This is a genomic window from Acinetobacter sp. 24-47-39 (assembly GCF_056783825.1).
In genome coordinates, this window is record NZ_JBWYIP010000001.1 from 126,449 (window position 1) to 140,138 (window position 13,690).

General features: G+C 38.6%; 13 protein-coding genes. 6 read left to right on the forward strand and 7 right to left on the reverse strand.

The window, feature by feature from the left end:
* Positions 1–84 precede the first annotated feature (84 nt).
* The 6 genes from purH to AC1M9C_RS00640 form a co-directional block, all read right to left on the reverse strand.
* On the reverse strand, positions 85–1,659 hold the full coding sequence (purH, locus tag AC1M9C_RS00615) for a bifunctional phosphoribosylaminoimidazolecarboxamide formyltransferase/IMP cyclohydrolase (protein WP_092766164.1): 1,575 nt from the start codon (positions 1,657–1,659) through the stop codon (positions 85–87).
* An 88-nt stretch (positions 1,660–1,747) separates the two neighbouring features.
* Positions 1,748–2,017, reverse strand: coding sequence for a DNA-binding transcriptional regulator Fis (fis, locus tag AC1M9C_RS00620; RefSeq protein ID WP_001086304.1), 270 nt, complete (start codon positions 2,015–2,017; stop codon positions 1,748–1,750).
* A gap of 375 nt (positions 2,018–2,392) precedes the next feature.
* Positions 2,393–3,247, reverse strand: coding sequence for a DUF3426 domain-containing protein (locus AC1M9C_RS00625; protein WP_481953007.1), 855 nt, complete (start codon positions 3,245–3,247; stop codon positions 2,393–2,395).
* Positions 3,248–3,266: 19 nt separating this feature from the next.
* Positions 3,267–4,166: a 50S ribosomal protein L11 methyltransferase gene (gene prmA / locus AC1M9C_RS00630; RefSeq protein ID WP_481953183.1), complete on the reverse strand. Its 900-nt coding sequence runs from the start codon at positions 4,164–4,166 to the stop codon at positions 3,267–3,269.
* Positions 4,167–4,301: 135 nt separating this feature from the next.
* On the reverse strand, positions 4,302–5,201 hold the full coding sequence (locus AC1M9C_RS00635; protein ID WP_035267632.1) for a bile acid:sodium symporter family protein: 900 nt from the start codon (positions 5,199–5,201) through the stop codon (positions 4,302–4,304).
* Between the two features lie 132 nt (positions 5,202–5,333).
* Entirely contained in the window at positions 5,334–5,690 is a 357-nt protein-coding gene (locus AC1M9C_RS00640; RefSeq protein ID WP_035267631.1) for a hypothetical protein, read from the reverse strand.
* 258 nt (positions 5,691–5,948) lie between these two features.
* Between AC1M9C_RS00640 and mnmG the strand changes: the two genes are divergently transcribed.
* The gene (gene mnmG / locus AC1M9C_RS00645) at positions 5,949–7,829 is read left to right on the forward strand and encodes a tRNA uridine-5-carboxymethylaminomethyl(34) synthesis enzyme MnmG (RefSeq protein ID WP_481953008.1); all 1,881 of its coding nucleotides are present in this window, start codon (positions 5,949–5,951) and stop codon (positions 7,827–7,829) included.
* 391 nt (positions 7,830–8,220) lie between these two features.
* On the opposite strand, the gene AC1M9C_RS00650 is transcribed toward mnmG, so the two are convergent.
* Positions 8,221–9,219 carry a helix-turn-helix transcriptional regulator gene (locus tag AC1M9C_RS00650; protein WP_179998271.1) on the reverse strand — a complete coding sequence of 333 codons (999 nt, stop codon included), beginning with the start codon at positions 9,217–9,219 and terminating at the stop codon, positions 8,221–8,223.
* 226 nt (positions 9,220–9,445) lie between these two features.
* Between AC1M9C_RS00650 and AC1M9C_RS00655 the strand changes: the two genes are divergently transcribed.
* The 5 genes from AC1M9C_RS00655 (at position 9,446) to AC1M9C_RS00675 (ending at position 13,678) form a co-directional block, all read left to right on the forward strand.
* Entirely contained in the window at positions 9,446–10,996 is a 1,551-nt protein-coding gene (locus AC1M9C_RS00655; RefSeq protein ID WP_481953009.1) for a circularly permuted type 2 ATP-grasp protein, read from the forward strand.
* A gap of 21 nt (positions 10,997–11,017) precedes the next feature.
* Positions 11,018–11,620 (forward strand): hypothetical protein, encoded by a 603-nt coding sequence (locus AC1M9C_RS00660; RefSeq protein WP_481953010.1) that lies wholly within the window; start codon positions 11,018–11,020, stop codon positions 11,618–11,620.
* Positions 11,617–12,396 carry a transglutaminase family protein gene (locus AC1M9C_RS00665; RefSeq protein ID WP_481953011.1) on the forward strand — a complete coding sequence of 260 codons (780 nt, stop codon included), beginning with the start codon at positions 11,617–11,619 and terminating at the stop codon, positions 12,394–12,396. Before AC1M9C_RS00660 ends, AC1M9C_RS00665 begins: the two co-directional genes overlap by 4 nt.
* Before the next feature lie 25 nt (positions 12,397–12,421).
* The gene (locus tag AC1M9C_RS00670) at positions 12,422–13,156 is read left to right on the forward strand and encodes a proteasome-type protease (protein ID WP_481953012.1); all 735 of its coding nucleotides are present in this window, start codon (positions 12,422–12,424) and stop codon (positions 13,154–13,156) included.
* A 78-nt stretch (positions 13,157–13,234) separates the two neighbouring features.
* The gene (locus tag AC1M9C_RS00675) at positions 13,235–13,678 is read left to right on the forward strand and encodes a BLUF domain-containing protein (protein ID WP_481953013.1); all 444 of its coding nucleotides are present in this window, start codon (positions 13,235–13,237) and stop codon (positions 13,676–13,678) included.
* Positions 13,679–13,690: the final 12 nt, after the last annotated feature.

Below are 13,690 nucleotides of genomic sequence, written 5' to 3' on the forward strand. Positions count from 1 at the left end.
AGAAGAGGACTTTAGGCAAGATTAAAAATCTCTTATCAGTGTTATAGGTGACTTATGAGAAGTCATCATGACACGAACCATTAATTAATGACGGAAATGACGCATGCCAGTGAACACCATTGCAATGCCAGCTTCGTCAGCAGCAGCAATCGTTTCTTCATCGCGCATTGAACCACCCGGTTGGATAATACATTTGATACCTGCTTTAGCGGCATTATCAATACCATCACGGAATGGGAAGAATGCGTCAGATGCCATTACTGCACCTTCTACGACTAAGCCTGCATGTTCAGCTTTGATCGCAGCAATACGAGCAGAGTTTACGCGGCTCATTTGACCTGCGCCGACACCAATCGTTTGACGGTTTTTAGCATAAACAATCGCGTTTGATTTAACGTATTTCGCAACTTTCCAAGCAAAGATCATGTCATCAATTTCTTGTTCAGTTGGGGCACGTTTCGTCACAACTTTAAGATCATCTTTAGTAATCATACCTAAGTCTTGATCTTGAACGAGCAAACCACCGTTTACACGTTTATAGTCCATTTGTGGAGCACGTTCATCAATTGCTGGTAATTCGCCACATACAAGTACACGTACGTTTTTCTTCGCACCTGTAACTTCTAATACACCTTCAGCAACACTTGGTGCAATAATCACTTCAACAAATTGACGATCAACAATAGCTTGTGCAGTTGCAACGTCTAATTCACGGTTAAACGCAATGATGCCACCGAATGCAGATTCTGGATCAGTTGCATATGCAAGGTCATATGCAGCTTTAATACCGTCTAAAGAGACTGCAACGCCACATGGGTTTGCGTGTTTTACAATTACACAAGCAGGTTTAGCGAATGATTTAACACATTCAAGTGCGGCATCAGTATCTGCGATGTTGTTATAAGAGAGTTCTTTACCTTGTAACTGTTTAGCTGTAGAAACAGACGCTTCAGTTGCGGCAGGGTCAACATAGAATGCAGCAGATTGATGTGGGTTTTCACCGTAACGTAAATCTTGAGCTTTATTTAATTGCGTATTGAATGTACGTGCAAATTGATCAGCTTGACCTTCTTCTTTACCAACGCGAGCGCCTAAATAAGATGCGATCATACCGTCGTATTGCGCGGTATGTTCAAACGCTTTAACTGCTAAGTCAAAACGAGTTGCATAAGAAAGTGAGCCTTCAGCTTTAAGCTCAGCAACTACAGTCGCATAGTCAGATGCATTTACAACGATACCTACAGACGCATGGTTTTTCGCAGCAGCACGAACCATCGTTGGACCACCGATGTCGATATTTTCGATTGCATCAGCAAGTGAGCAGTTAGGTTTTGCAACAGTTGCAGCAAATGGATAAAGGTTTACCACAACTAAATCGATCGCATCGATGTTGTGTTCAGCCATCACAGCTTCATCTAGACCACGACGAGCCAAGATACCACCGTGGATTTTCGGATGAAGTGTTTTTACACGTCCGTCCATCATCTCTGGGAAACCAGTGTGCTCTGAAACTTCGACTACAGCAATATTGTTGTCACGTAACAACTTATAAGTACCGCCAGTAGATAAAATTTCTACCCCTAGAGCAACAAGGTCTTGGGCAAATTCAACAATGCCTGTTTTATCAGAAACAGAGATTAATGCGCGTTTAATAGTCATGATTTAGTCACAGTTATCAAGAATTAAAACAAAAAAGCTAAATAGCAGGTAAAAAAAATGCCCGCGGAAGCCGCAAGCATTTTATCATTTATTCACTCATTAAACCGTGAGCTTTCAACTTTTTACGTAAAGTACCACGGTTAAGGCCTAGAATCTCAGCAGCGCGAGTCTGGTTGCCACGTGTATATTCTAACACTACAGATAAAAGAGGTTTCTCCATTTCTGCTAAAACCATGTCATAAACTTGAGATGGTTGCTCGCCTTGCAATTGTGCAAAATAATGGCGAACTGCGCGATCTACGTGAATACGAAGAGCGACATCAGATTGTGCAGTAAAAATAGGAGATTTGCTATTCATGCGAGTTAATCCGAGAATCAATAATCACTTAGGGTAAAAGTGATTTTGTGGTCAAAATAAAAAAAACGAGCTCCGTTTTAGGTCCTAAAACGGTCGACTCTAAAACAAGAACAATTAGCTTGCCACAACTAGAGCAATTGAGTGAAAAATAAGCGTAACAATAGTTTAATATTTGTTACGGTTCCACATAAAACAAAAAACATCCCTGATGCGCTGAATAAAAAAATTAAGCACATGAACAGAACTGTATTTATTTTGAGAAATTGCGAGGAGTTTGCGGTACAAAGCTTTCGTGGCGCGTATCATACCATTGTCTATGAAAAAGTGAGCAAGAAAACTACATTTTTTTTAATTTTTTTATCGTTTTTTTTGATCTTATGGTCGTATAACTTCCAATTTATAATTGTCAAACTCAGATTGAGAAAAATTTATACTAAATTTGAAACCAAATGGACTATCTTGAGGAATTCGTGTAATTCCATGCAAACTTTCTACTAAATATTCATTGGGTGCTTTAATAGAGGATGAAATCAATTTACCTTGTTGAAAAATGCTTATTTTCAACAGAGGCAGTTTTAGCCCTTTGCTATATTGGTTCACCAAGTGACCTGAAAAAACAGTGGAGATCGCTGATGTTGACTCAATATTGAGGTCTTGTACTTTTATATGGGTATAGCGTTCATCAAGCGTGTCACAATTAAATAAGTTACATGCTGATATAAATGCCTGATTTAGCACAGTTGAGCGTTGCAATACATTTGGGTTAAACCATAAAAATTGAAAAACCAGTAATAACGCTAAAATTGTATTTACGATCGCCCATGTCGCAATATAAAGCCTAGTTCTTGGTTTCGATTGGCTATTGGCATGGATCGATGATGAAAGATTTAAAGATGGGTAATTGGTAATCGGATCGTGATTGAACGTATTTAAGTTATTTAAATACGTACGCAAGGTTATGTTTGAATTTGCAACTTTACGATCGAAAATATCCAATAGGTGTTGTTCTTGTTTTGGTTCAATCACATCTTCAGATGGTGCTGTACTGTCTTGGCCTTCTGTGATTAAAGGTTCAATCACTTTCGGTTGAGGATTGAATAGATGTAGAAGCGCATTAAACTCAGCAGAACATTTAGGACAACAAACCATACCCTCGGCAACAGTTAACTGGGTGACTGATACCTTGTAAATTGTGGAGCAATTTGGGCAGCGGGTTTGTTTATCACTCATATCTTAAATTAAGCTCTACTTATTTATGGCGTTTCCCAGAAAGACGGTACCAATTTTCATCACGCTTTTCTTTGTCTAATATATCAAAAAATTCAGCATAAACACGAGAAACATCATCAACTTGCTCTTCAATAATACCGGCTAGTGCGAATTCACCCTCAGGTTGAATGAGTGTTGAAAACTCCTCAGCAAGTGCCATCAGTGGGCCAGCAAGAATATTTGCGACAAATACATCTGCCTTTTGCTCACCGAGTGCTTGATTAAATTCTTCAGGTAAGCCGACATATAAATTTTCGAGAACGCCATTTAATTCAGCATTTTGTTGTGTAGCGAGTACAGCTTGAGGATCAATATCTGTTGCATATACTTTTTTTGCACCAAGCAGTAGGGCAGCAACACCTAGAATGCCAGAACCACAGCCGTAATCGATGACGATTTTGTCTTTTACATCGGTTTTACCTAACCATTGTAGGCAGAGGAATGTTGAAGCATGATTACCTGTACCAAAAGCTAGGCCTGGATCTAATTTAATATTGACCGCATCCGTTTCGGGTGCTTCCATCCACTCAGGCACGATCCAATATTTTTCACCAATTTGAATTGGCTCATATGCATCCATCCAAGTGCGTTCCCACTCTTGATCTTCGATAAACTCATAACGTAAAGGCGCTTCAGGCATCTGGTCTTTAATGAAAGTTTCTAGTGCGACGACATCGATTTCTTCATCATCTTCTTGAGCGTAAATACCCGTTACGATGACTTTGTTCCAAAGCGGAGTCTCACCTGGAAGTGGTTCTAATAACGCTTGATCTTCTGCATCATCTAGCGTCACACTGACTGCACCAAGAGATAATAATAATGTTTCAGTAAAATCAACTTGTGCTTGATCGACAGTAATATGGATTTGTAACCACTTCACAGTAAAAAAACCTAAATATGCAATACGAGGGTTAGCATTGTACTGTATTCGCTTTAAGAATGCAGATAAAACCTGAAGCATAAATAAAGGCACGATTACAGTGCCTTTAAGATGAGTTGGTTAACTCAATTAATATCAGTTAATTTGTGAGTGGTTTCGAGTTAACTCAGCCGGATGGTCTAATGGTGCAAAACGATTCAGCAACATGCCGAAAATAGCAGCGAAGATATACATAAAGATTGAATAAACAGCTGCTGGCATTGCAATTTCGCTGCTATTCATTATCGTAATTGCAATCGCCATGGCCAAAGTACTGTTATGGATACCAATTTCAAAAGCACACGCTCTTGCTTGAAAACTCGGTACACCAAAGAAGCGTGGTAGAAAATAACCAACGCTAAGACTTGCGATACAAAATAACGCTGTTGCCAAACCAATTTGAGCAAGATAATTCATAATGTTGGCACGTTCAGAAAGTACTGCACCGACAATAATTAACACTAAGAATACAACGGCAAAAATACGCACTGGTTTTTCTAGTTTGGTTGCAACATTTGGAAATTTGTAGCGCACAAACATACCGAGGGCAACTGGAATAAGAATAATGGCGAACACTTGTAAAATTTTACTAAATTGCAGACCAATTTGAGTTGAATCCTGAATGAAATGTGTGATTGCAAAATTCACGATCAGCGGCAAGGTCACTGCAGCAATAATGGCATTAATCGCAGTCAAGGTGATGTTGAGGGCAACATCACCTTTATATAAATAGCTAAACAGATTGGCTGTCGCGCCCCCAGGTGAGGCAGCAAGCAACACTAAGCCGACAGCCAAGTAAGGCGATAGATTGAGTATTTTACATATAATAAATGCAACGCCAACCAAAATGACGAGTTGGGAAAATAATGCGATGAGCACTGCTTTAGGGTGTTTACGAACGCGTAGAAAATCTTGAACAGTGAGTTCAAGTCCTAAACCCGCCATCACAATTGCAAGTGCTAAAGGTAAAAAAATTGTAAGGATCCCTGTGTCCATAAATTCATCCTGAATTTTGTTGTGTTATTTATAAATAGATCGTTATTTTTAATTTGGTTTTATCGTTATCAATAAATAAAAGCAACCAATTTTTCAATTGGTTGCATAAACGGTCGAATTTAAAAAAATAGGTTAAGATGCTTTTGGCATCGGTGGCGCATATCCGAGTGCACATTTGCCTTTATATTCTTGACCTTCAATATTCACGGAAACACTCGCTGCATCAGACTTACAAGCTGAATTAAGCTGCTCTTCATTGCCTTTCAAATCTTTACTTTGGGTAGGGAAAAATTGAGTTTGGCAAGTACCATTCCAAATGATTCCTTTATACGGGAAGCTGACAGCATCGCCTTCGCTTTTACCCTTACATACGCTTTGGAATTGTTTGGCATTATAGGCATTATCAACTTTGTCATTCGCAATACTCATACTACTTACGCTTAGACCCAAACAACATAACATTGACATCGTAAATAACTGGACTTTCATGTTCGTATACTCTTGTTAAAAAATATGACAGGAATATGTTGAAAAAATAGTCAAATCAATGGAAGGGCAATGCTGTAAATAAATTTTCTAAATTGTTAAAAAATCACTTAAATCTGCAAAATTTATAAATTTTTATATCAAAATAGTTTATATTATTGGACTTCAAAAAAATTAGAATTAAATTGTTCTCGATTGTCTCAAGGCAAACAAAATTTGCTATAATTTTCTGTCATTATTTTTATCTCCTCATATACCACTATGCATTATCCTAAAGTTTACGATGTCATTGTTATCGGTGGCGGACACGCTGGTACAGAAGCAGCGCTTGCTGCGGCACGTATGGGTCGACAGACTTTACTCTTAACTCATAATATTGAGACTTTAGGGCAGATGAGCTGTAACCCAGCGATTGGTGGTATTGGTAAATCACACCTTGTTCGCGAAATTGATGCCTTAGGTGGTGCGATGGCGCTCGCAGCAGACAAGGGTGGTATTCAGTTCCGTATTCTGAACTCACGTAAAGGTGCTGCAGTTCGTGCAACGCGTGCGCAGGCTGACCGTGTACGTTATAAAGCGGCTATTCGCGAAACATTAGAAAACCAAGCCAATCTTGATATTTTCCAACAAGCAGCAGATGACCTCATTGTTGACGGCGATACCGTTAAAGGTGTGGTAACACAAATGGGGATTCGCTTTGATGCGAAAACAGTCGTGTTAACCGCTGGGACATTCTTGGGTGGCGTGATTCATGTTGGTCTTGAGAAATCAAGCGGCGGTCGTGCAGGTGATCCACCTTCAATTTCTTTAGCGCACCGTTTACGTGAGCTTCAATTGCCAGTCGGTCGTTTAAAAACAGGTACGCCACCACGTATTGATGCACGTTCTGTAGATTTCTCTGTCATGATACCACAGCCGGGTGACTTCCCATCACCAACGATGTCATTTATGGGTGATGCATCTATGCACCCAGAGCAAGTCAACTGCTACATCACGCATACCAATGAAAAAACACATGAGATTATCCGTGGCGGCCTAGACCGTTCACCGATGTATACTGGTGTGATTGAAGGTGTAGGTCCACGTTACTGTCCGTCAATCGAAGATAAAATTCATAAATTTGCCGATAAAGATTCTCATCAAGTATTCCTTGAGCCTGAAGGCCTAGATACACATGAACTTTATCCAAATGGTATTTCTACATCGCTTCCATTTGATGTTCAGTTTGAGTTAGTACGCTCAATCCGTGGTATGGAAAATGCGCACATTCTTCGTCCGGGTTATGCGATTGAATATGATTACTTCAACCCACAAGCGTTGAAATTCACTTTAGAGACTAAAGCGATTAATAACTTGTACTTTGCGGGTCAAATCAACGGTACGACAGGTTATGAAGAAGCCGGTGCACAGGGTTTACTTGCAGGTTTGAATGCTGCACGCCGTGCGTGGGATCAAGAACAATGGACACCGAAGCGTGATGAAGCGTACATGGGTGTATTGGTCGATGACTTAATCACTTTAGGTACGAAAGAACCTTACCGTATGTTCACATCACGTGCGGAATACCGTTTGATGCTTCGTGAAGATAATGCAGACCAACGCTTGACGCCAATCGGTCGTGAAATGGGTCTTGTAGATGACGAACGTTGGGCAGCATACTGCGAAAAAATGGAAGCGGTTGAGCGTGAAACAGGTCGTTTACAACATCTTTGGGCTGCACCTAACAATCCAATGGGTAAAAAATTCGTTGAAATGACAGGTGCGGATCTTTCTAAAGAATGTTCTGCGATTGATTTGTTGAAACGTCCGAACATTACTTTTGCTCAAATTGCGGAACTCACTGGTTCTGATGTTTCTGCTCAAGTGGGTGACCAAATTGAGATTGCAGTTAAATATGAGGGTTATATTAACCGTCAGCATCAGGATGTAGCGCAAATGAAGCGCTTAGAAGAGACTAAGATTCCAGCTGATTTTAATTATGACGTGGTATCTGGTTTATCTCGTGAAATTACTTTGAAACTCAAAGAAGTTCGTCCTGAAACTCTTGCTCAAGCAAGTCGTATTCCGGGCGTAACACCTGCTGCTGTTCAATTGGTGATGATTACGATTCGTAAGAATGCACAAACTAAAAAATCTGCTTAAGCCTGTTGCAGTCCAAAAAACCCGCTTGATGCGGGTTTTTTTGATCCTCGTATAACGATTTATTCATAAATTAGATAAATAATTTATTATTTACGTTTAACAAGAATATAGATTAATAAATAAATTTTGATTATTTCTCATTCAATGTTGAAGTGGCTATATTGACTCTACGTTCAAAACAAAGAGGAAAGGCCATGACGATGAAGCGTATTCGTTATAATGGTTATGAAATTGCATGCTGCACGATGTAAATCATAATCCAACGACATTGAAAAGTATACGTGGGCTAAAGGGGAGTTTAGTTCACGTATTTAAACTCAACACAATAAGAAATCAGCGCAATACTGAAAATATGATAATAAAAAATCTTCAGAGCCAATTTGGCTCTTTTTTAATTTTCAATTTCATGAACGGCGTTAAATACATCGAGTGGTTCAATACGAATGATTTTTTTGCCGAAGCTTCTGAGCCACCAAACCAATTGTGAAGTAAAGGGCACATTAGCCACCACTTTAAAGAGATCATCAGATACTTGTGTGATGGATTGATCTTTACTGAGTTGGCTTTCGGAAAAGTAAAGTGCATCAGCTTTATTCATAAAGAGTTCGAGTTGAACGAGCTCAGTGGGTTTATTGAAATCAACTCTGAAGCCGAGCGCACCAGATTCAATGTAAGCATCAATATCAAAGTCAACAGGGTGTAAGGCGCGTTGCTCTAGAACTTTTGCAGATTTAAAACGATGTAAAGCAAAGGTTTGAACTTCTGATTTGTCATGTCGAGTACAAATCAAATAAATGATTGAACCCTTTTGAACCAATGCAAGCGGGTTTAAGGTATAACCACGTTCTTCACTTTCAGGTCCACGCGCACGATATATGCATTCGATCTGTTTATCTTGTAATAGACCTTCATAAATGGCTTGCTGCGCATGTTTCTCTACAACAGGAGGGATCAAGGGCTGGCTTGCTGGAACAATACGGACACGGTTAATCCATTGACGTACATTGTTTTGTGTAGATAAGCTGCGTTTTGCAAGCTCGAACCAAGGGTTCATCTCCTCAATTAAACTTGGTGGAAGCAAATGCTTCAAATGCTCTTCAACCATCATAAAGGTGACCGCTTGAGAGCTGGTCATATGCGGCAAGCTTTGAATAGGGGCATCTGATCGCCAACGCCAACCTTGTGGTACAGTTTTATTACTCTCAATAGGAAATCTTTGAGAAATTTGATTTAAATCACGTTGAATGGTTCTTAAACTGATTTCAATACCTTCTCTTTGCAACGTCTCTTGCAACTCTCGTGTACCCATCCATTTACCAGTGGTCAAGCGTGAAAGAATTTGCCACTGTCGATATAAGCTATTCGATGTTTCTTTTTCTTGAGAGGACATAATCAACTAATGAATAAAGAGAAAATATTTTTCAAACACACAATAAAAAATCTTTAAGAGATAAGCAAGCATGGAAAGTGAGGCTTTTGACTATATTTCGATACATCTTTAGGCCATTTTTCGTTGTGAATGCTTCAAAAATGGGGCATTAATAGATGAATAGGTAAATTTTTGGCATTGAAATTGCTTAATTTTGTTTACAATTGATAACAATTAAGAGGTATGTATGCTAAAAGAGGAAAAAAATACCACTTCAATTCTCGCAAATTTTGAGGCTGATCATACCGTCGAAGCTTTTGAAAAATCTAAGCAGATCGAAGTTAAACAAAACAGCACTGCGTACTTATTCGATCAACTTAAATCTGAATTTTATAATGAACTTTTAGATGATAAAACCATTGGGGTAGAGGCATCTAGCAAAATCGAAAATTGGTTATGTGAAAGAAGCTTGGATGAGCTGAAATCATTAAATCACCAAGCGAAGGAACATTTTCTCTATCAGGGCATTACATTTACAGTTTATGGTGATGCTGAGGGTACAGATCGCATTATTCCTTATGACTTAATTCCACGTGTAATTGCCAAACAACAATGGCACAAAATAGAGCAAGGCTGTGCACAAAGAGTGCAAGCATTGAACTTTTTTTTAGATGATATTTACCATAATCAGGCGATTTTAAAAGACGGTTTAGTGCCTGAGCTGCAAGTGCTCACTCATGAAGCATACCAACCATTGATGTATAAACATTCATTGAAAGGTAAAGTTTATAGTCAAATTAGCGGAATCGATATTATTCGTGATCAGCAAGGTGACTTCTTTGTACTAGAAGACAATTTAAGAACACCATCAGGCGTGTCTTATATGTTGGAAAGTCGAAAAATTAGTGAAAAAATGATGCCCGAACCTTGTAAGTCATCAAATTTACAAGGTGTAGAGCAATATCCGCAACTTTTAAGACAAATACTCGAGGAAAATGCTGAAGTAGATAACCCATTTATCGTGGTGCTTACACCCGGTCGATATAACAGTGCATATTATGAGCATTGTTTCCTCGCACGTGAGATGGATGTTCCTCTAGTTACAGGTCAGGATTTATTCGTTGAAAATGCTAAGGTCTATGCCAAAACCGTTTGGGGTAAAAAACAAGTCGATGTCATTTACCGACGCCTAGATGATGGATTTCTTGATCCATTGTGTTTTATGCCAGACAGTACATTAGGTGTACCTGGCCTAATGTCTGCATATTTACAACACAATGTCGTGATTGCGAATGCACCTGGCACAGGGGTGGCAGATGACAAATCAATCTATCCTTATGTCGATAAAATGATTGATTACTATCTAAACCAGAAGCCAATTTTAAATAACGTACCGACTTACCAATGTCGTGAACGTGAAGAACTCGATTATGTACTTTGTAATTTAGAAAAATTAGTGGTTAAAGAGGCGCAAGGTTCAGGGGGGTATGGCATGTTAATTGGTCCTAAAGCGACCGAACAAGAAATTGAACAATTTAGATTAAAATTAATTGCACAGCCACATGCTTACATTGCACAACCAACTTTAGCGCTTTCAGTCGCGCCCACTTTAACTGAATTCGGCATCGCTGAACGCCATATTGATTTAAGACCGTTTATTTTAAGTTCACCGTATCGTATAGAAATCGTGCCGGGAGGTTTAACCCGAGTTGCGATGCAAGAAGGGTCATTAGTTGTAAATTCATCACAGGGTGGTGGCATTAAAGATACATGGGTTATAGATCCGTTACATTCATAAATATACAACCAGGAGCTTGTCATGATTATATTAAATAGCAATGCACAAAATATTTACTGGGTTGGCCGTTATTTATCTCGTATTCAACATTTATGTGGTCAGTTTCCATTTCAAGATGATGTTCAAGCATTGCAGTATGCCCATGCTTTTTGCTTACCCGCTTTTAATGCGTGTTCGCTCAATGAGCTGATTCTGAGTAATGATCAGCCTGCTTCTTTCTTTCAACAATTTGAATGTGTGAAAAATAATATTCAAGATTTACGTGGTGTATTGTCAGTTCAGGCTTATTCAGAATTAAAACAGATGGTGGATACAGCGACACAAAATGCAGGATTAATTTGTACTGTTGTTGATGAGTGTAGCGATATTCTAGAAGCTGAAAATGAAGACATTTTTCTGTTTTTTAGTCTAGGACAATATTTCGAAAATCTTGATTGTGAAATAAGATTGAATCAGGATGTTAATTCTACAATCAATTCTTTAAGTGTTGTGATTGAACTGTTGAAGTCTAAAGGATGGGACAGTTTAGATGAGGCTTGGCAACATCTTTTAGCGCATCCAAACGCTAATAGCTTTTACCAATTGAATGATCAGGTGCAATGTTTATTTGAGGTGGATGCATGAAATTGATGATTAATCATCAAACCCATTATCAATATACGGAAACAGCAAAAAATAGTATCCAATATATACGAATGTGTCCTCAAAGTAATGCTCACCAAAAAGTAGATGCTTGGTCAGTGAGTATTCCTGGTTATAAGGTCGAAGCAAAAGATGCCTTTAATAACATTTGGATCACTTCGACTCAACGCTATGCATATCAAAGTTTAAGTATTATGGCGCAGGGCATTATTGAAATCGATACAGTTTCAGAACAAGCTATTGAGTCAGAAGTGCCAGTCGGTATTTTTCTACAAATTACCCCAGCGACTCAATGTGATGCTGAAATGAAAGCTTTTGCAGCTCAACATGTAATTAAAAAGACTCGTGATGAATTAAAACATTTAAGTTCTGCATTGCTTGAGCATATGCCATATATTTCAGATTCTACTCAAGTGAATACTACGGCAATAGATGCATTCCATCATCAACAAGGGGTATGTCAGGATCATACTCATGTATTTGTAGGTATGTGTAGAGAGTTAAATATTCCTGCGCGTTATGTTTCTGGATATCTTTACGTTCCAGAAATGAGTCATTTGGCGAGCCATGCTTGGGCTGAAGCTTATCTAGATGGAGTTTGGTATACATTTGATGTTAGCAATCAGCTCTATACGCCAAGTTCACACATTTATATTGCATTAGGGCGTGATTATTGGGACGTTGCACCTATCAGAGGTGTGCGAGAAGCTGGTGGCGTGGAGAGTATGACGACCATCGTTCAGGTATTACCGTGTTAGAACAAAATTTAGAAGAGAGATTTCAATGACCTATTGTTGTGCTATGCGTTTACGTGATGGCTTAATTTGTATCAGTGACACGCGAACAAATGCAGGTGTAGATCATATCTCTGTATTTCGTAAACTCTATCTTTTCGGTGTTGAGGGTGAGCGTTTTATCAGTATACAAACTGCGGGTAATTTGGCGACGACACAAGCCGTTATAGGACATTTACAGAATCAGCTAGATTTAAAACACGAACCTAATTTGTATAGTGTGAATAGCATGTTCGAGATGGCTGAATTGGTTGGTCATACTTTAAAGCGTGTCATTATGGATGTGACTACTGATCAACTAGAGCAAAGTAATTATCACTGTACGATTTTACTTTCTGGTCAAATTCAAGGGGAGGATATTCAGTTATATAATATTTATCCTCAGGGTAATTTTATCAATGCGACGTCAGATACGCCCTTTTTTCAGATTGGGGAAAGTAAATACGGTAAACCAATTTTAGATCGTGCATTAAATTACAATACTGAGTTAGATGAAGCATTAAGATGCGGTTTAATTTCATTTGATTCAACCCTTAGATCTAATGTTTCTGTGGGCTTACCACTAGATGCATGTATTTATAAAAAAGATAGTTTTGCGATTCCATTGTCTAAACGTATTCATGATGATGATCCATATTTCTCATCTATTAGTAAACTTTGGTCAGATACTTTGCGTCAAGGATTAAACGGTTTGCCACGTCCAACAGCAGACTATTGGCAATAATTTTGCTTTATGATTAAGTTTAGATTAAATTGAGTTGCATTGAATATTAAATCATTACTATAAAAATTAGGGGAAGCAATGCAACAGTTCAGTTATGCGAGTGTGTCGACTGCAGATGCAAGTCGCTTATTGATTGATGTTCGTGAAATCTTGAATGAAGCCCGTCATTTCAATTATGAGCATCAAATTTCTGGAGCACTTTATTATGCAGATGGGCACTATTTTCAATGTCTAGAGGGTGATGAAGCCACACTAGATATATTGTTGCAAAAGCTTCACAAGGATAAACGCCATCATCAAATTCGCCTATTTCAGCGAAAAAATATTGAAAAAAAACAATTTCAAGAATGGTCTATGAAGTTTGTAGGACGACAAAGTCCAGTGAAGCAGGCTTTAATAGATATGGGATTTAGTCAATTTACGCCAATACAGTTTACTCAAGATCAAGCTGATTATTTAATTCGATTTTTGACACGCGCTCAGGATACGGATTTTAATGAACTACAACGTAATGCTGTTTAGCATTACGTTGAT